15 protein-coding genes are annotated in these 17,926 nt (G+C 73.0%); 4 read left to right on the top strand and 11 right to left on the bottom strand.

Translation table 11 applies throughout. The features are described 5' to 3' along the window. Window positions 1-110 precede the first annotated feature (110 nt). Genes efeB through efeU form a run of 3 tightly spaced genes read right to left on the bottom strand, consistent with a single transcriptional unit; the run spans window position 111 to window position 4,229 of the window. Window positions 111-1,436 carry an iron uptake transporter deferrochelatase/peroxidase subunit gene (gene efeB, locus BM028_RS08910; protein ID WP_092386051.1) on the bottom strand — a complete coding sequence of 442 codons (1,326 nt, stop codon included), beginning with the start codon at window positions 1,434-1,436 and terminating at the stop codon, window positions 111-113. Beyond that, a complete protein-coding gene (efeO, locus tag BM028_RS08905) occupies window positions 1,433-2,656 on the bottom strand; it encodes an iron uptake system protein EfeO (protein WP_092386049.1) in 1,224 nt (407 codons plus the stop codon). Before efeO ends, efeB begins: the two co-directional genes overlap by 4 nt. Next, window positions 2,643-4,229, bottom strand: a complete 1,587-nt coding sequence (gene efeU / locus BM028_RS08900) for an iron uptake transporter permease EfeU (RefSeq protein WP_092386047.1) — start codon at window positions 4,227-4,229, stop codon at window positions 2,643-2,645. Before efeU ends, efeO begins: the two co-directional genes overlap by 14 nt. Before the next feature lie 69 nt (window positions 4,230-4,298). Here efeU and BM028_RS08895 point away from each other — a divergent pair, with 69 nt between their 5' ends. Both BM028_RS08895 and BM028_RS18685 read left to right on the top strand, forming a co-directional pair. After that, a complete protein-coding gene (locus tag BM028_RS08895) occupies window positions 4,299-5,084 on the top strand; it encodes a trimeric intracellular cation channel family protein (protein WP_092386045.1) in 786 nt (261 codons plus the stop codon). Between the two features lie 284 nt (window positions 5,085-5,368). Continuing rightward, window positions 5,369-5,998 carry a TetR/AcrR family transcriptional regulator gene (locus tag BM028_RS18685; RefSeq protein ID WP_070418152.1) on the top strand — a complete coding sequence of 210 codons (630 nt, stop codon included), beginning with the start codon at window positions 5,369-5,371 and terminating at the stop codon, window positions 5,996-5,998. Window positions 5,999-6,120: 122 nt separating this feature from the next. Here the strand turns inward: BM028_RS18685 and BM028_RS08885 are convergent, their stop codons facing one another. The 5 genes from BM028_RS08885 to BM028_RS08865 form a co-directional block, all read right to left on the bottom strand. Continuing rightward, on the bottom strand, window positions 6,121-8,472 hold the full coding sequence (locus tag BM028_RS08885) for a transglutaminase TgpA family protein (protein ID WP_092386042.1): 2,352 nt from the start codon (window positions 8,470-8,472) through the stop codon (window positions 6,121-6,123). Beyond that, window positions 8,469-9,800, bottom strand: a complete 1,332-nt coding sequence (locus tag BM028_RS08880) for a DUF58 domain-containing protein (RefSeq protein ID WP_071302792.1) — start codon at window positions 9,798-9,800, stop codon at window positions 8,469-8,471. The genes BM028_RS08885 and BM028_RS08880 overlap by 4 nt, the downstream gene beginning before the upstream one ends. Beyond that, a complete protein-coding gene (locus tag BM028_RS08875) occupies window positions 9,800-10,792 on the bottom strand; it encodes an AAA family ATPase (protein ID WP_083295231.1) in 993 nt (330 codons plus the stop codon). The genes BM028_RS08880 and BM028_RS08875 overlap by 1 nt, the downstream gene beginning before the upstream one ends. 175 nt (window positions 10,793-10,967) lie before the next feature. Beyond that, window positions 10,968-11,972 (bottom strand): sugar phosphate isomerase/epimerase family protein, encoded by a 1,005-nt coding sequence (locus tag BM028_RS08870; RefSeq protein ID WP_092386040.1) that lies wholly within the window; start codon window positions 11,970-11,972, stop codon window positions 10,968-10,970. Beyond that, window positions 11,969-13,192 carry a Gfo/Idh/MocA family protein gene (locus BM028_RS08865; RefSeq protein ID WP_092386038.1) on the bottom strand — a complete coding sequence of 408 codons (1,224 nt, stop codon included), beginning with the start codon at window positions 13,190-13,192 and terminating at the stop codon, window positions 11,969-11,971. Before BM028_RS08865 ends, BM028_RS08870 begins: the two co-directional genes overlap by 4 nt. Before the next feature lie 96 nt (window positions 13,193-13,288). Between BM028_RS08865 and BM028_RS08860 the strand changes: the two genes are divergently transcribed. After that, window positions 13,289-14,287, top strand: a complete 999-nt coding sequence (locus BM028_RS08860; protein WP_092386036.1) for a LacI family DNA-binding transcriptional regulator — start codon at window positions 13,289-13,291, stop codon at window positions 14,285-14,287. Window positions 14,288-14,341: 54 nt separating this feature from the next. Here BM028_RS08860 and BM028_RS08855 read toward each other — a convergent pair whose 3' ends face one another. The 3 genes from BM028_RS08855 to BM028_RS08845 are packed head-to-tail and all read right to left on the bottom strand — an operon-like array spanning window position 14,342 to window position 16,515. Further along, window positions 14,342-15,007, bottom strand: coding sequence for a Type 1 glutamine amidotransferase-like domain-containing protein (locus tag BM028_RS08855; protein WP_092386034.1), 666 nt, complete (start codon window positions 15,005-15,007; stop codon window positions 14,342-14,344). Beyond that, entirely contained in the window at window positions 15,004-16,017 is a 1,014-nt protein-coding gene (locus BM028_RS08850; RefSeq protein WP_092386032.1) for a glycosyl hydrolase family 18 protein, read from the bottom strand. The genes BM028_RS08855 and BM028_RS08850 overlap by 4 nt, the downstream gene beginning before the upstream one ends. Window positions 16,018-16,065: 48 nt before the next feature. Next, entirely contained in the window at window positions 16,066-16,515 is a 450-nt protein-coding gene (locus BM028_RS08845) for a MarR family winged helix-turn-helix transcriptional regulator (protein WP_070418145.1), read from the bottom strand. A gap of 134 nt (window positions 16,516-16,649) precedes the next feature. On the opposite strand from BM028_RS08845, the gene BM028_RS08840 reads away from it, so the two are divergent. Next, on the top strand, window positions 16,650-17,843 hold the full coding sequence (locus tag BM028_RS08840) for an MFS transporter (protein ID WP_092386030.1): 1,194 nt from the start codon (window positions 16,650-16,652) through the stop codon (window positions 17,841-17,843). Window positions 17,844-17,926: the final 83 nt, after the last annotated feature.

Raw genomic sequence — 17,926 nt, 5'->3', positions numbered from 1 at the left:
CGTCGCGCTGGGTCGCCTCTCATCCCGGACGGTGGTTCCGCCCGGGGGACTCCGCGACGCGGGTGCTCTCCGTCTCCAGGGAAACGACGGAGGGCACCCATCTCACTTCCTCAGCGGAAGAGCTGCTCGCCGATGTACGAGCCCTTGCGCGGCGCCGGCGGGACGGCGAACACGCCGCTCCCGATGTGCGAGACGTACTCGTTGAGCCGGTCGGAGGCGCCGAGCTTCCGCTGGAGCGTCGTGAAGTGGCCCGGGTCGTTCATGTACGCCGCGAAGAGCAGCCCCGCGTCGAGCTGACCGTACTGGTTGAGCCCGTCGGTGTAGTTGTACGGCCGCCGCAGGATCTTCACGCCGCCGTTCACCTCGTGGGCCGCGAGCGCGATGTGCGACGTCGGGTCGATCTTCGTCGTGCCGTCCGACGCCGTCGCGTGGAAGTCGGGCGTGGTGTGCTCCGAGCCGCCGGAGAGCGGTGCGCCCTCGATCTTCGTGCGGCCGAACACCCGCTGCTGGTCGCTGACGACGTCCGCGTCCCAGATCTCGATGTTCATCCGGATCTTCCGCACGACCTGGTACGTGCCGCCGCGCATCCAGCCGGCCCCGGACCCCGGTTCGTCGACCCAGACGAAGCGGTCGTAGTCCTCGTCGGTGGTGATGTTCCGGGTGCCGTCCTTGAACCCCATGAGGTTGCGGGGCGTGGACTGGTCGGGCCCGGCCGAGGCGCGACCGAAGCCGAGCACCGTCCACCGCACGGTCGCGGTGCCGCGGGCCATCCGGGCGAGGTCGCGGACCGCGTGGTACGCCACCTGCGGGTCGTCCGCACACGCTTGCAGGGACAGGTCTCCCCCGGTGAGGGCACGGTCGAGGTTGTCGCTCGGCAGCGTCGGGATCGCGGCGAGGTGCGCCGGCTTCTTCGACGCGAGGCCGAAGCGCTCGTCGAAGAGCCCCGGGCCGAGGCCGACGGTGACCGTCAGGGACGCGGGACCGAGGTCGAGCGCCTCCCCCGTGTCCGCACCGACGCCGTCGCCGTGGGCGGGTTCGACGCTGCCGACGGTCTTCCCGGCCTGCAGCTGCGCGATCGACGCCGACCAGCGGGCGAGGAGCACCTGCAGGTCGGTCCGGACCGTCGAGGACATGTCGAACGTCATGAACACGCAGTAGCGCTGCGGAGCGGTCTGCACCCCGCCCTGCGGCTGCCGGGCGGCGGTCGCGTAGAACGGGTGGCTCCGCGAGAGGTCGATCGACTCGTCGCCGTTCGTCGCCGCGGTGAACGGGTTCACCCCGGTCGCGGCCGTGGCACCGGCGACCCCGGCGGCGGCGCCGAGGCCGGCTCCGGCCGCAGCGACACCGGCGGTCACGCCGGCGCCGAGGAGCCCGCGGCGGGAGAGGGGCGCGGGGCCCGTCCCGTCGCGGGCCGGCTCGTCGTGCGGGGTCGTCACGCGGTGGCGACCTTCTCGGCGAGGCGGGACAGCGGGTCCTGCAGCGCCTGGACCTGCTGCGAGATCGTGTTCGCGTCCGAGGCCTTGGTCGCGGCGTCCCACGTGTCGAAGCCGCCGAGGTCGTCGGCGTTGCGGTAGCCGTCCATGAGCGTGTTCGTGCGGTCGAACTGCGTCGCGATCTGCTTCGTCAGCGTCGGGTCGAGCTTCGTCAGGCCCGGCTTGAGGTACGCGAAGGCCTGGCGGGCGCCCTCCACGTTCGCGGCGAGGTCGACGAGGTCGATGTGGCTGTACGCCTCCTCCTCGCCGGTGATCTTGTTCGACTGGACCTCCTCGAGCAGGCCGGCGGCACCGTTGGCGAGGTCCTCGGGCTTGTAGTCGAGGGTCGGCACGAGCTTCGCGAGCAGCTGCACGTTCTCGGTCAGGTCGGCGGCGGTCTGCTTGGTCGACGCGGTGATCGCCCCTGCCTCGAACAGGTCCTTCTCGACCGCGTGGAACCCGCTCCAGCCGACGGCCGGGTCGAGGTTCGAGGCGCGCATGTCGATGAGGTAGTCGAGGTTGCCGGCGTTGTCGGTCGCCTTGAAGCCCTTCTTCACGAAGCCGTCGACGTCGCTCTCGACGTGCTCGTAGAACGGACGGGCGTTCGCGTAGTCGGTCTTCGCGGCGGCGAGGTCACCCGCGTCGACGTCCTTCTGCAGCTGCTCGACCGCGGCGACCATGTCGGTGACCTGGCCGTCGACGTACTCGGCGTAGCCCTTCGTGCCCTCGTCGAGGAGGGTCGCGGCGCTGCTGTTCGCCGTCGAGGTCACCTTGCCGGTGACGGTGAAGTCGGTGAGCTCCTGGTCGGCGCCGGGGCAGTACACCTGGTACTTGCCGCCGGTGAGCGTGGCGGTGAACGTGACGGCGGCCAGCCCGGGCGCGAGGTTCTCCTTCTCGCCGAGGATGCGCTGGTCCTGCAGCAGCTCGACCTCGGTGATCGCGGTCGACGACTCGTTCTTCACCGTGAACGTGACCGGACCGGCGGGGACCTTCGTGGTCGACACGGCGCACTTGTCGGAGCCGTCGTTCGTCAGTGTGACCGAGACGCGGGAGACCTTGCCGGAGCTGCTCGCGGTGTCACCCGCCGACGTGGACGAGTCCGCGCAGCCGGTCAGGGCGAGGGCGGTGACGACGCCGAGGGCGCCGAGGGTGGTCAGGGGGCGGGCAGTCCTACCGAACGGCATACTCAGGGCTCCTCGTGGGGTCGTCCGCGGGTGGGCCGCGTGACGGGTCGGTTTCGGGGGTGGTGGTCGTGGGCTCCGGCCGCCGACGGCGGTCGCGGAGGGCGAGCAACGCCTGGGCAGCGGCGGCGATGCCCAGAGCGACCGGCAGCCAGGCCTTCCAGAGCAGCAGCTCGGCGGAGCGGGTGTCCGCGGCCGCCACCGCGGTGGCGGCCTGCTGGACGCGGGCGTCCGGCACGGACCAGACGGTGCGGTCCAGGGTCGTGGTCCGAGCGGACGGGAGGCCCCCACCGCTCAGCGTGAGCACGGTGCGTTCCGCGCGGCTCGCGTCCAGGACCCCACCCCGGACGGTCCAGAGGCTGACGGTGTCGCGGACGGCCCAGCGCGCCGAGAACGGCCCGGGGTTCGTGCTCGGTGAGATGCCGACGGGGACGCGGCCGAACAGGTCGACGAGGTCGTCGAGCGTCAGGCTCGACGGCCGCTGCGCGGCCGACCCGTCCTCGGTCCGCCGCCAGCGGTCGGCGGTCACGCCCGCGCGGGTGACGCTCCGGTGGGTCGACGCCGGGAAGGCGACCCGCGCCTCCTGGCCCGTGCCGCTGGTGCGCATGCTCGCGGCCGTCCCGTCGACGGACGCGGTGACGGAGCCGCCGCCGGTCACGGCGGCCGTGGACGGGAGGTCGACGCCCCCGGTCGGGACCGCGATCGCCAGGGTCGCAGCCGCGACGGCGAGGACACCGGCGATGCCGAGCCGCACGGCGGGGACCCGTTCGCGGGACGGGCGCCAGGCACGCGGCCACAGGGAGATCGCGAGGACGGGGACGACGTAGAGCACCCAACCGAGCACCTCGATGACCCGGGGGTCCGGCGGGATGCCGAGGACGCCGGTGACGAGGGCGCCCTGCACGGAGCCGTTCGGCGCGAGCCAGCTGAGGTCGACCGTGCGCTGCTGCCCGATCACGATCCACCCGGCCTCGTGCGCGCGGCGGAGCACGGTCAGCACGAGGCCGCCGGCGACGAACACGAGGAAGATCCCCGTGCCGGTGAAGAACTTCGACAGGTTCAGCCGGACGCCGCCGGTGTAGATGCCGTACCCGACGACCACGGCGCCCGCGATGCCGATGACCGCACCGAGCGCCGCGAGCCCGGTGTCCGACGACGCCTGGAACGTGGCGAGCAGGAAGACCGCGGTCTCGAAGCCCTCCTTGAGGACGGCGAGGAAGGCCATGCCGGCGAGGGCCCAGGCGGTGCCGCGGCCGAGGGCCTCGGTCGCGCTCGCCTCGAGCTCGGTCGTGAGCGTCCGCGCGTGGGTGCGCATCCAGACGATCATGCCCGTCACGAACACGACGGCGACGATGCCGATGATCGCCTCCATGCCCTCCTGCTGGGCCTGCGGGAGCGCCTGCTCGACGACCTGCAGGCCGAAGCCCACGGCGACGCTGAGCACCACGGCGACCCCGACGCCGAACCACATGGGGGCGAGGGGGACGCGGTTGCGACGGAGGAACGCGGCGATGATGCCGACGATGAGCGTCGCTTCGAGGCCTTCACGGAGGCCGATGACGAGGGTGGCGAGCATGGCAAAGGTGAGGCTAACCTAACCAGCACGCGACCCGCCACCTCCCGCCGGTGATGTTTGATGGTTCTCATGAACCTGCTGTCCGTCGATGGCCTGGCGTCGGTCACGAACGTGCTCGACCTGGCCGGGGTGTTCGCGTCGGCGCTGCTCGGCGGATCGCTCGCGCGGACGATGGACTTCGACCTCTTCGGGTTCCTCGTCGTCGGGTTCGTGTCCGGCCTCGGCGGCGGCATGCTGCGCGACACGCTGTTGCAGAACGGGCCGCCCGTCGCGCTCGTCGACCCGCTGTACGTGCCGGTCGCGATCGCCGGTGCGCTCATCGCCTTCTTCGTGTCGTTCTCCGAGCTGACCTGGGACCGGCTGTTCACCGTGCTCGACGCCGCGGTGATCGGCTTCTGGTCGGTGGTCGGGGTGCAGCGGACGTTCGACGCCGGGCTGGACTGGCCGGCCGCGATCATCATGGGCACGATCACGGCGGTCGGCGGTGGTGCGATGCGGGACCTGCTGCTCCGCCGGGTCCCCGCGGTGTTCGGCGGCAACGCGCTCTACGCCACGGTCGCCGTCGCCGCGTCCGCCGTGATGGTCGTCGCGTCGCACCTCGGGTCACCCTCGATCGGCATCGTCGCCGCGATCGTGCTCTCCCTCGGGCTGCGGTGGGGCGCGGTCCGGCGCGGCTGGGGGCTGCCGAACGGTCGTGAGTGGCAGCCGAAGTCCACGCTCGGATCCCTGCTCCAGCGCGGCCGGAAGCTCCGACCGGACGCGATCCGGTTGCTGCGACGGCCGGGGCGACGGTCCGGCGCGGGAAGCGTGCACCACGAGAACGAGTCGGGGCCCGCGGACGCGTCGGACAGCTGAATCCGCGAAGGGGCTGTCATCTGTCGGTGCTCGGTCGTACAATCAGTACCGCCGGGTATCGACCCGGCATCCATGGTCCGCTGGTGCACCGACGCGACCCGAACGCGCCGGTTCCGTACGGACCTGTGGTTGGGGGCTTCGCTGATGCCGCGCGGGATCAGACGCGCGGCGCGGCAGGTCTCCCGACGCACCCTGCCTCCAGCACAATGGTCGTGACCCACCACCACGCCAGCCCGACGAAGCCGGACCCGACGGATCACGGCGGGCCCGTCGAATCAGGAACCATGAGCGACGACGCCTCCGACCCCAGCCCCTCCGTCACCGGCTCGCCCACGCCCCGGACCCCGCGGGCCGAGGTGCGGGAACGACTCCTCACCGCCGGGGCCCAGGTCTTCGCCGAGCAGGGCGTGCACGAAGCTCGGCTCGACGAGGTCGCCGCCCGCGCCGGGTTCAGCAAGGGCGCCGTCTACTCGAACTTCTCGTCGAAGGAAGACCTCGTCGCGCAGGTCATGCAGCGCGCGACGAACCTGGTGCTCGGGTCGCTGCGAGAACTCGTCCGCGCCGACATCGCCGCGGTGGACATCGGCGACGTCGTCCGGGCAGCGTTCGGGCGGCACGACCAGAGCGGCCAGTTCGCCCTGCTGTCGGAGTTCCGCGGGTACGCCACGCGCCACCCCGAGTTCCTGCCCGAGTTCGTGCGGCAGCGGCGGGAGCTGCAGGACGGCGTGTTCGAGCTCGTGGAGCTGTGGTTCGGGGCGCACCCGGAGATCGATGCGGGGATGTCGCTCGAGGACTTCTCCCGGGTGCTCATCGGAGCGAACGTGGGGATCGTGTTCGACGCGGCGGCGCTGCCCGGGGTGAACCCGGGCGAGGTCGTCGCGGCCCTCGTCGAGGCGGTCATCCGCCGGCGCTGACGCGCTGCGGCGGGTGACGCAGTGTGCGAGGTTCCGCGCGCGGTGGGACCCTGCGGGCCCCGCACCAGGCGCGGAACCTCGCACGCTACGAGCGCGCGGCGCGCGGCGCGCGGCGCGCGGCGCTACGCCGGGCTGCGGCGCGCGCGCCGCCCCTCGTGCGACCACGCGGACGACGGCAGCAGGCTCGGCGGCACGAGGCGCGACCGGAGCACCCGCGCACCGGAGGCCGAGGCGTCCAGGGCGACCCGCGCCTCCTGGACCGCCGCGAGCAACGCCGCAGCGTCCACCGATGCTGCACCGCCCGCGGCGAACCGCTCCCGGTCGACCGCGTCGACGATCGTCTCGAGGTGCGGCAGCACCGTCGCCGGCACCGACGGCCGGAGCCGCCCGAGCACCGCACGTGCCGTCCGCGCTGCGGCGGCGGCGTCACCCGGCGGCGCGAGGCCCGGCGCGTAGCCGTGGTCGGCGACGTCGTCGAGCGCCTCACGCCAGGCGTTCACCGCTGGTGACCTGCCCGATCGCACCGCGCCGAGTCGTGTCCGACGGCGGAGTGCCCGGACGAGCGCCGGGGACACCAGCAGCGCCACGGCGATCACCAGACCCACCGCGAGCCCGAGCGGTCCGTTGCCCCCACCACCGGTCGACCCGGCGGCTCCCGGTACGGCGGACGCGCTCGGCGTCGGCGTCTCGGACGCGGCGGGAGCGGATTCGCCCGGGGCGGGCAGCGGTGTCTCCGGGGCGGCGGCCGAGGGGGTGGAGGTGGCCTCGGTCGAGGGCGTCGCGGCGGCGTCGGAGTCGGGCGTCGGCTCGAACGCGACCCAGCCGGCGCCCTTGATGTAGAGCTCCGGCCACGAGTGCAGCTGCCGGTTCGACACCGTGTACTCACCGTCGGCCTGCGTGGAGCCCGCCCGGTAGCCGACCGCGATGCGCGACGGGATGCCGAGCGTGCGGGCCATCACCGCCATCGCCGAGGAGAAGTGGACGCAGTAGCCCTCGCGGACCTGCAGGAACTTCGCGACGACGTCCATGCTGTCGCCGTCGTAGCCCTGCTCGACCGGCGCCGTCTCGGAGTACGTGAACAGGTCGCTGCGGAACCACTGCTCGAGCGCGCGGCCCTTCTCGTAGTCGGTGGCCGCGCCGCCCGCGACGCGCTGCGCCGTCCGCGCGATGCTGACCGGCAGCTTGTCGGGGAGTTCGCGGTCGGTCCGGAGCTGGTTCGCCGACGGCGTGGCGAACCCGCGGCCGTCGGCGCGTCCGAGCAGGCCTGAGCTCGCGATCGCGTCGAGGTACTCGCCGGACCACGTCGAGGCGCCGTACACCTCGTAGGTGGCACCGCGCGGGGTGGCCGGGCCGGTGGAACGCACCGTGCTCGACTCCCCCATCCAGCGCCACTGCGACAGGTCGAGGTTCGTCGAGCGGGACTCGATCGAGACCGCGCCGGCGGGGACGGGCAGGTAGTTGCTCGACAGCCCGGTGACCCGGATCGTGACGTCGCCGCGGCTGGAGAGCCGCGGGTTGATGCCGACCGCCCACTGCTGCTGGTCGGCGGTCTCGGACTTCGCGGCGTCGGTGGTGGTCGGCACCCAGTCGCCGGTGCCGAACTCGTCGAGGTTCGCGAGCTTCAGGTACTCCGGCCGACCGTCGGACGAGCGGTAGCGGAACACCTCGAGCTCGTTCGGCTGCCGGAGGTCCTGCCCGAGGTTGAGCAGCGTGCCGGGGCGCCCGGGCTGCACGGGCGACTGGATCGCCCCGGTGACGCCGGACAACCAGCTGGCGTTGAGCGGCACGATCGCGGGCAGTCCCACCGCGACGACGAGTCCGATCGCCCCGACGACGGCGGCGGGGAACGCCCGTTGGACCGGCCGCACCGAGAGCCAGAGCAGGACGAGGAAGGCGATGCCGGTGGCGATCACGAGCCCGGGTGCCGCGGGGGCTCCGGTGACGACGCCCGGCACGATGAGGATCACGAGCGCGGGGACGGCGGCGAGTGCGGCGGTCGGGGCGACGGCCGCGAGGAACAGCGAGACGCCGGCGACCCAGCCGATCGCGACCGTGACGATGAGCCGGATCGCGTCGGACTGCGGCAGCGGTGCGGGGTTCAGTCGGATCGCCGCGAGCGTCTCGCCGAGCGCGCCGTTCCGGTCGAGCCACCCGAGTGGCTGGACGTCGTTCACGACCGCAGCGGCGCACGAGCAGACCACGAGCGCCGCGACGAGTGCCACGAACCGCACCCCGGGCGCCCGACGACGGACCGCGAGCATCGTGCCGACGAGGACGGCGGCGACGAGGACGCCGGACACCCACCACGCGACGCCCTGCACGAGTGGACGCATGGCGAGGGCGGCGATGAGCACGGGCACCGGTGCGAGTGCGACGACCCACGGGCTCGGCGAGTCCGGTCGGTCGACCCGTCGGTCGGGTTCACGCCGCGCCTCGCCCCGGGGCGGGGCCGGACGGGTGGCGACGCCGCTCACCGGATGCTCCCGGGCGCGTGGGCACCGGCGACCGGGACCACCAGGGTCCGCCACCCGCCGCGATCGAGGATGCCGCGCACCACCGGGTCCGGCGGGACGATGGTCGCGAGGATCCCCCGGCTCGACCCGGTCGTCGCGGAGACGAGTTCGGCGGCCTGCTCGGCGGTGCAGTTGCCGGTGACGACGGCGGTCATGCCGTGCACGTCGCGGCCGCGGACGTCCGGGAGGACCTCGGTGACCTCGCGGGCGTCGGAGCGGACCCGGACGTCGGCCAGCCCCACGAGCACGTCGGTCAGTCCGCCGGCGTCCCCCGCGTGCCGGGTGCTGCCGGACGGTCCGTCGCTGACGAGCACGACGCGCGAGGTCCGTGCGGCCAGTGCCCGTGCGACGCTCGCGGCGACGACGACCGCGTGCTCGAACGCGGCGTCGCCGCCGAGGTCCGAGAGCTCGGCCAGGTCGTCGCGGCCGAGGCGCTGGTAGGACTCGCGTCGGACGTCGAGGGCGATGACGGCCTCCGGCGGCTGCGCCTGTGTGGTCTGACGGACGTGGAGTTCCCCGCGGCGGGCGCTCTGGGCCCAGTGCACACGGCGGATCGGGTCACCCGGGCGGTAGGGGCGGAGCTCGCTGTCGTCCGCCGACCCGCCCTGCCCCACCCGGCCTTCGTCGGCGGAGACGGCTCCGGCGAGCGCACCCGCGTCGAGCGACGCGAGCGGGGTCGATGCCGGGACGACGACGACCTCTTCCGCGGCGACCACCGGTCGGTCGATGCGGAGCAGGCCGAACGGGTCCTCGACGCGGATCGTCACCGGGCCGACCACGCTGCGCCCGCGGTGCATCGCCAGGGCCTCGACGTCGAGCACCGCCGGCGGGAGGTTCGGCCCGACGGCGGCGTAGGTCTCGGCGGTGGACATGCTGACGAGGGCGTCGTCGAGCTGTTCGCGCACGAGGAGCATCGACCGCGGGCCGATCGGCAGGCTCGTCCCGCCGAGGGTGATCCGCTCGCGGTACACCTCGCCGACCTGGACGATCGCCCGCGCCGTGCTCCGGCTGCCGCGCAGCGGTGCGGCGACGACGAACGCCATGACGATGCCGAGCACCACGAGCACGAGGAGCAGCAGCCCCGCGGACACCGCGACGCTCGTCGTCCCCACGAGCCCGCCGCCGATCAGCCCGATGCCGACCGCGATCACGGTCCAGCCGCGCACGGTCGGTCGGGGGAACGGCGTGCGACGCAACAGCGCGAGGCCACGCCGCCCGTACCGGAGCGCCCCGGAGCGCAGGGCGCCGGCACGCAGCGCGAGCGACGTCGGCGCCGGGGACCCGGACATCAGGAGCGGACGGGGGTCGCCGTGAACGGCACGGCCGTGTCGGACACGATGCGCACGACGATGTCGCGGACGGTGTCGTCGCCCGTGCCTCCGAGGCCGCGGGCGACCGGCACGAGCCGGTGCGCGAGGATGACCGGCGCCAGCGTGGCGACGTCGTCCGGCGTGACGAAGGGACGACCGAGCAGCGCGGCGTGGGCACGGGCGGCCGAGGCGAGGTGCAGCGTGGCCCGCGGGCTGGCACCGAGCACGATGTCGGGGTGGCTGCGGGTGGCCCGGACGATCGCGACGATGTACGCCTCGACGTCGGGCGCGACGTGGACCGTGCGCACCGACTGGATGAGGTCGCGGAGGGTGTCCACGTCGACGATCGGTCGGAGGTGCGCCAGCGGGTCGCCCCCACCGCGGTTGGTCAGCATCTGCCGTTCGGCGTCGGCGCTCGGGTATCCCATCGTCAGGCGGGCCATGAAGCGGTCACGCTGGGCCTCGGGCAGCGGGTACGTGCCCTCCATGTCGATCGGGTTCTGCGTCGCGACGATCATGAACGGGCTGTCCAGCTTGCGCGTCACGCCGTCCACGGTCACCTGCGCCTCGGCCATCGCCTCGAGCAGCGCCGACTGGGTCTTCGGGCTCGTGCGGTTGATCTCGTCGCCGATCACGACGTTCGCGAACACCGGCCCCGGCGAGAACCGGAACGTGCCGGAGGACTGGTCGAAGATGTTCACGCCGGTGACGTCCGACGGCAGCATGTCCGAGGTGAACTGGATGCGGTTCACGGACCCGCCGACCGATGCGCCGAGCGCCTTGGCCAGCACCGTCTTGCCGACGCCGGGGACGTCCTCGACGAGCAGGTGTCCCTCGGCCAGCATCACCGTCAGGGCGGTGCGGATGGCCTCGGTCTTGCCGTCGACGACGGTGGAGACGGCGGCGGTGATGTCGTCACCGACGTCCCGGATGCGCTCGATCGGGAAGGCGGGGTCGGTCGGTTCCGGCACGCAGGCCTCCTCGGCTCAGGACAGGTGTCGTGCATGCTACAACGGCCCGGTGACAGGGACCGGGGGATGCGTCACCGACCGGGCCGCCGGACACACGGCGACGGACTGGAGGCGCGGGTCGCGTGCGCCGATCAGCGCACGCGATCCGCGCCTCCAGTCCGGATCCCGCTGCGCGTCAGGCGCGAGCCGCCAGCGACGCGTCGGCGGCCAGCAGGACCTGCGCCGCCACGGCGACGCCCTCCTCGCGCCCGAGCTCGGTGTCCTCGTGCTCGATGTTCACCCACATGTCCGGGTCCACCTCGCGCAGGGCCTCGAGGAACGCCGACCAGTACGCCTCGTCGTGCCCCTTGCCGAGCGCGACGAAGTCCCACGCGGACGGCTTCGGCCACTCGTTCGCCCACTCGTCCCCGCCGAGGTTCGTGCGCGGCTCGTCCGGTGACAGCCGACGGAACGAGTTGTCGAGCACGCCGTTGATCGCGGCCTGCGGGTTGATCCGGACGTCCTTCGCGGCGGCGTGGAACACGAGCGGCCCGAGGTCGCAGACGACCGCCACCGGGTCCATCTGCTGCCAGAACAGGTGCGACGCGTCGAGCTCGACGCCCACGTTGGTCAGCCCGCCGCGCTCGACGAGCTCGCGGATCGTGGCCGGGTTGAAGACGACGTTCTGCGGGTGCAGCTCGAGCGCGACCTTGACCCCGTGCTCGCGGGCGAGGGCGTCGATCTCCTGCCAGAACGGCACCGCGACGCTCCACTGGTACTCGATCACGTCGAGCGCGGCGGAGTTCCAGGCGTTCACGATCCAGTTCGGCCGGGTGCCGCCGGGTTCCCCCGCGGGGAGACCCGACATCGTCACGACCCGGTCCTGGCCGAGACGGGCCGCGAGCCGGATGCTGCGGCGGACGTCCTCCGCGTGCTTCGGCCCGATCTCCGGGTCCGGGTGCAGCGGGTTGCCGTTGCAGTTCAGGCCGGCGATCGAGACGCCGGTCCCGTCGAACTGCGCGAGGAAGGCGTCGCGCGCCGCGTCGTCGTCGAGGATCTCGTCGACGTTCGGCACGTGCACCGGCGGCAGGAACCCGCCGGTGTTCAGCTCGATGCCGGTGAGGCCGTTGCCCGCGATGGCCTCGAGCGCCGCGGCGAGCGGGCGGTCGTGGAAGATCGCGTTGTAGAGACCGAGCTTCATGCGTGTGCTCCTCCGGTGACGGACGCTGCGGTGAGGTCGACGGTTGCTCCTCCGTCGGCGGCGGACCGGGCCACCGCGTCGAGGATCTCCATGTTGTGGACGCCGTCGTCGAACGTGGCGTTCGCCGGCAGCGGGTCGGCCGTGTTGCCCACGACCTCGTCGAGGAAGGCACGCGCCTGGTACTCGAACATCTGGTTCTGCCCCCAGCCGACACCGGGAGCGTCCATCGCCATGCCGCCGGCGACGTAGGGGTGGTCCGGGCCGAGGACGACCTGACGGTAGCCGCCGAGACGGGAGCCGTCGGACTGCAGCGCGAGTCCGATCTCGGATGCGCGCTCCTGGTCCCAGCGTGCGGCGCCGCGCTCGCAGAACACCTCGACGACGAGGCCGTTCGGGTGTGAGGTCGCGACCCGGGAGACCTCGAGCGAACCGACCACCGAGCCGTCGCCGAAGCGCGCGTTGAACGTGGCGTAGTCGTCGTTCTCGACGTCGGCGAACTCCCCGGTCAACGGCACGGCCTGGCCACGGAGGGCGAACCCGGCGGCGATCGGCCGCTTGGTGATCGCCGTGGTGAACATGCCGCCGTTGACGCTCTGCACCTCGCCGGCCAGGAACTCGGCGACGTACGCGAGGTGCGACCCGACGTCGGCGAGTGCACCGGTCCCCGGGGCCCCCGCGAAGCGCCACGAGAACGGGACGTCGGGCGAGGAGCCGTAGTCGGTCCAGTACCGCGCGGAGACGTGCAGGACGCGACCGAGGGTGCCGTCCTCGACGAGCTGCTTGATCGCCGCGAGGCCGGGAGCGCGTCGGTAGGTGAAACCGACGCGAGCGGTGAGACCACGACCGGCCGCGAGCGAGGCGGCGGACGCCATCGCGCGGGCATCGTCGAGCGAGTCCGAGAGCGGCTTCTCGCACAGCACGTGCTTGCCGGCCGCGAGGAGCCCCTCGACGATCTCGCGGTGCAGCGTGTTCGCGACGACGACGCTCACCACGTCGATGTCGTCGGCCTCGGCGATCGCTCGCCAGTCGGTGTCGTGCCGGTCGTACCCGAAGCGCGTCGCAGCCTCGGCCGCGAGCGGTTCGTAGACGTCGCCGACCGACACGAGCCGGATGGGCGGCAGCGTGTGACCGAACAGGGACGGTGCGTTCCGCCACGCGGCCATGTGGGCCTTGCCGGCCATGCCGGCGCCGATGACGGCGACGCCGATGCTGTCGCTCATGTTCTCTCCCTCGAGAAGTCGGTGATGGCTCTGGAACGTTCCAGAGAGCGTCGGTAGACTGTAGACGCACCCACCCATGTCCTGTCAAGGAGCCGCGTGTCCCGACCACCGACGATCATCGACGTCGCGACCCGTGCCGGTGTCTCGAAGTCGCTCGTCTCGATGGTGATGCGCGACGACCCCGGCGTCTCGGACACCCGCCGGGCGGCCGTCCTCGACGCGGCCGCCGAGCTCGGCTACCGCCCCAACCGTGCCGCTGCGATCCTCGCCGGCACGCGGACGCGCACGATCGGCGTCGTCGTCGACGACTTCCGGAACCCCTGGTACGTCCCGATGCTCGACGGCATCCGCGACGCGCTCGCCCCGCACGGCCTGCGCCTCACGCTCGCGGACACCCGCGCGAACGCCCACCTCGACTCCTCCCCGTTCGACGACCTCGTCTCGCTCCGTGTCGACGGTGTCGTGCTCGCCGCCGAGGGCTTCCCCGACCTCGTCGTCCCCGCGGACACCCCGGTCGTCATCGCCGGCGCACGCGCCGACGTCCCGGGAGGACTCGACGTCGTCGCCTCCGACGAAGCCGCCGGCGGACGTCTGGCCGCGGATCACTTGGTCGGCCTGGGTCACCGCCGCATCGCCCACGTCACCGGCTCGGGAGGCCCAGCTGCCGTCCGCCGCGAGGCCGCCGTCGCCCGGATGGTCGCCTCCGGCATCGAGCCACTGGTGTACGGCGAGGGACCGACCTCGGAGCAGACCGGCTACCGGGGCACCGTCCGCGCACTGGAGGACCACCCGGACCTGACCGCGGTGTTCGCGGCGAACGACGTCATGGCGATGGGCGCGATCGCCGCCGTGCACGAGGCCGGGCTCCGGGTACCGCAGGACGTGTCGGTCATGGGCAACGACGAGACCCCGCTCGCCGCGTCACCCCTGCTGCGCCTGACGACGGTGGACCCGCACAACGACGAGGTCGGGCGACTCGCGGCGGACCGGCTCGTCGAGCTGATCGGTGCAGCCGAGCGGCCGGAGCCGACCCGGGTCCTCGTGCCGCCGTCGCTCGTCGTCCGGTCGACGACCGCTCCCCCGCGCGCCCGCTGACCGGCGTCCGCCGGTCGCCCGCTGACCGGCGTCCGCCGGTCGGTGCCGATCCCGTCACGGCGCGAGCTGCACCCAGCGCCCCTCGGAGACGACCCGGACCGAGCCACCGTCGACCGCCACGGCGGTCTGCTCGTCGATGGCGTAGGCGGTCGGAACGCCGATCTCGGCCGCCCACCGCTCGGCGTTCTCGAGGGTGTTCTCCGGGAACGCGTCGAGGTGCGGGAAGATCGAGAAGTCGACGACCCCCAACGTCACGTCGTCGATCGCTGACGGCCACGCGACGAAGGACGCGCCGATGCGCGGCGTCATGACCATGCTGCCGGCGCTCACGCCCACCCACACCGTGTCGGGCAACGAGGGCAGCAGGTCCGCGAGCCCGGATGTCCGCATCCAGTGGGCGAGGTAGGTGGCGTCCCCGCCGTCGACCAGCAGGACGTCGGCTCCCGTGACCCACCGCCGCCACCGCTCGGGGTCGATCGTCGGCAGCGCCGTGAGCTCCAGCACGCCGATCGACGCCCAGCCGAGGCCGGTGAAGGCGCGGGAGTCGGGACCGCCGGCCACGAGGTCCCGGACCGAGGCCGGTCCGCACATCGGATGCCCCCACTGCGCCGTGGGGACGACGAGGGCGTTGGCCTCCTCGACCGGCTTGCCGAGCATCGACACGAGCGCGGCGTGGATCGTCGGGTTGGTGACGCCTCCCGAGGTCAGCAAGAGCTTCACGTCGCCTCCGATCCAGGCAGTTCCAGCGTGTTCAGGGACCACAGTGCCACGCCGTGCAGCCCGAGGTCCTCGGCGAGCGCGACCCGCGCCCGGTAGGAACGTGCGTCGGACCAGTGCAGCTCGCGGCCGTCGTCCAGCGTCGCCGACCACTCGCCGGTCCGGGCCGACCACCGGGCATCGTCGCCCGCGAGCTCCCGCGCCCGCGCCGGGCTCACCTGCGCGTCACCCGAGCCACTCCACACGTACCCGTACCCCGCGATGCCGAGGTCGATCCGGTCGGCCGGGACGCCCGAGCGTTCGGCCGCATCGACCACCCGCTCCGCCCACGGCAGGGACCCGATGGTGCCGGCACCGCTCCAGGGCCCGTGCTGGTCGTACGTCATCAGGACGAACCGGTCGACGTGGTCCGCGAGCGCGCCGAGGTCGTACCCGGTGTCGCGGTAGCCCCGCTCGTCCGTCGAGGCCATGACCGCCATCGACACCTCGGCGTCCGACCCGAGCCGCTCGTGCACGGCGACCTCGAGCGTCGCGGCGAACGCCACGAGCCCGGCACGGTCGCGGCTCCGGAGCGACTCGAGGTCGATCTGCACGCCGCGCATGTGCGCATCCGACGCGAGTTCCGCCAGGCGCTCGGCGACCCGCGAGCGGTTCCCGGCGTCCGACAACAGCGCGGTGCCGACCTCGGGTGAGAAGTCCCCGATCGACTCGGAGAAGTTGCTGACGAGCAGTTCGGGTGCGGCTCCACCGGTACGCGCCGTGCGGGCGAGTGCCGCCACGCCGTCGGGCAGGTCGTTCAGCCCGGCACCGTCGTCCGCCACCGTGACGCCGTCGATCCCGATCGTCGCCGCACGACGGGACGCGTCCGAGACCGTCGCCGCCGATCCGTCACCCGGCTCGACGTACGCCTCGACAGCGAGGTCGGCGTCGGCACCCTGCGTGGCGACGCAGCCACCGAGGGCCAGCGCGACCACGACCGCGAAACCGACCACGAGTCCTGTCCGCCGCACCACCCGCTCACCGTAGCGTGCGGGGCGGGGTCGAGCCGCGCCTCCTGGACCTCAGACGGTGGCACCCTCGAGCCGGTCGACCGCGACGGCGAGCTCCTCGAGCTCGGGGACCTCCCGCGCCTCGGCGAGCGCTTCCTCGAGCGCGGCAGCGTGCACGGGCGTGGCCTCGTCGAGCAGCCGTTGGCCCGCGTGCGTGAGCTCCGTGTAGAGCCCGCGGCGGTCGTCGGCGCAGAGTACGCGGGTGAGGAGGGCGCGCTCCTCGAGGCGGTTCACGAGCCGGGTCGTCGCACTCGGGCTGAGCGCTGCCGCCCGGGCGAGCTGCTGCATGCGCATGTGGAAGCCGTCCTGGCGGCGGAGGGCGTCGAGCACCGTGAACTCGACGACCGACAGGTCGACCGCGCGCAGCGCCCGCTCGAGCCGCGTCTCGATGAGGCCGTGCAGGGCCGCGAGCGTGCGCCAGCCGTGGGCGCGGACGGCGACGGAGGAGTCGTCGACGGACATGAGGGGCCTCCTGGTGTGCTTCCGGGCAGGATTGGTTGCTTGCGCGGATACCCCGCGTGTGCAACTATCGATATCCCGCGTCTGCAACAACCAGCGTACGCGGCCCAGCTGCACCGCACAACGGAAGGACATCCATGCCCGCGGGACTCATCGCCCTCGCACTCGGCGGATTCGGCATCGGCCTGACCGAGTTCGTCATCACCGGGCTCCTGCCCGAGGTCGCCGCCGACTTCGGCGTGACCGAGACCACCGCCGGGTGGCTCGTGACCGGGTACGCCCTCGCGGTCATCGTCGGCGCGCTCGGACTCACCGCCGCGACCACCAGGCTCCCCCGCAAGCCGGTGCTCATCGGGTTGCTCGTGCTGTTCGTGATCGGCAACACCCTGTCCGCCCTCGCGCCGGTGTACGGCGTGATGATGCTCGGCCGGGTGATCGCGGCCCTCTGCCACGGGGCGTTCTTCGGCATCGGCTCCGTGGTCGCGTCGAACATGGTCGCGAAGGAGAAGCGGGCGTCCGCGGTCGCCCTGATGTTCACCGGGCTCACGGCGTCGAACGTGCTCGGCGTCCCGTTCGGCACCTTCCTCGGCCAGGCGCTCGGCTGGCGCGCAACGTTCTGGACCATCGCGGCGATCGGTCTCGTCGCCCTCGTCGGGGTCGCCCTGCTCGTCCCCACCGTCCGCTCGGCCGACGCCGCGGTCCCCTCGCTCCGCCGAGAGCTCGGCGCCTTCCGCTCCGGCCAGGTGTGGCTCTCGCTCGGCATCACCGTGCTCGGCTACGGCGGGATGTTCGGCGCCTTCACCTACATCGCGTACACGCTGACCTCGGTGTCCGGGTTCTCGTCGGGCGCCGTGCCGTGGCTGCTCATCGTGTTCGGCATCGGTCTGTTCGTCGGCAACTTCGCGGGCGGCAAGCTCGCGTCCCGGTCGATCGACGGCACGCTCCTCGTGGTGCTCGTCGTCCTCACGGTGGTGCTCGCCGTGTTCGCGGCAGTGGCGGCCTCGCCCGTGCTCACCGTGATCGCGCTCGTGCTCATGGGGGCGTTCGGGTTCGCCACCGTGCCGGCGCTGCAGACGCGGGTGATGCAGTACGCGGACCACGCGCCGACCCTGGCGAGCGGGGCGAACATCGCGGCGTTCAACCTCGGGAACGCGCTCGGCGCCTGGATCGGTGGGCTCACGATCGCGGCGGGGCTCGGGTACACCTCGCCGATCTGGGCGGGGGCCGGGATCACGGCGGCGGCCGTGGTGCTGACGTCCGTCGCGGCGGGCGCGGCGCGGCGCGCGCGCTCGCGCGGTGCGGTGCCGACGGGCAGCGTCGCGACGGTCTGACGCGCGGGGCGCGGGGCGCGGGGCGCGCGGCGCCCCGCGAGGTTTCGTGAGCAGAAATGGTCGGGTCACGTGCGCAGACCCGA

Source organism: Curtobacterium sp. YR515, assembly GCF_900113095.1.
Taxonomy (GTDB): Bacteria; Actinomycetota; Actinomycetes; order Actinomycetales; family Microbacteriaceae; genus Curtobacterium.
This window is presented reverse-complemented; position numbering and strand designations above follow the sequence as displayed.

Excerpts from the sequence above, each read along its gene's own strand:
- efeO (WP_092386049.1), bottom strand. The coding sequence starts at position 2,656 with ATGCCGTTCGGTAGGACTGCCCGCCCCCTGACCACCCTCGGCGCCCTC.
- efeU (WP_092386047.1), bottom strand. The coding sequence starts at position 4,229 with ATGCTCGCCACCCTCGTCATCGGCCTCCGTGAAGGCCTCGAAGCGACG.
- BM028_RS08895 (WP_092386045.1), top strand. The coding sequence starts at position 4,299 with ATGAACCTGCTGTCCGTCGATGGCCTGGCGTCGGTCACGAACGTGCTC.
- BM028_RS18685 (WP_070418152.1), top strand. The coding sequence starts at position 5,369 with ATGAGCGACGACGCCTCCGACCCCAGCCCCTCCGTCACCGGCTCGCCC.
- BM028_RS08880 (WP_071302792.1), bottom strand. The coding sequence starts at position 9,800 with ATGTCCGGGTCCCCGGCGCCGACGTCGCTCGCGCTGCGTGCCGGCGCC.
- BM028_RS08870 (WP_092386040.1), bottom strand. The coding sequence starts at position 11,972 with ATGAAGCTCGGTCTCTACAACGCGATCTTCCACGACCGCCCGCTCGCC.
- BM028_RS08865 (WP_092386038.1), bottom strand. The coding sequence starts at position 13,192 with ATGAGCGACAGCATCGGCGTCGCCGTCATCGGCGCCGGCATGGCCGGC.
- BM028_RS08845 (WP_070418145.1), bottom strand. The coding sequence starts at position 16,515 with ATGTCCGTCGACGACTCCTCCGTCGCCGTCCGCGCCCACGGCTGGCGC.
- BM028_RS08840 (WP_092386030.1), top strand. The coding sequence starts at position 16,650 with ATGCCCGCGGGACTCATCGCCCTCGCACTCGGCGGATTCGGCATCGGC.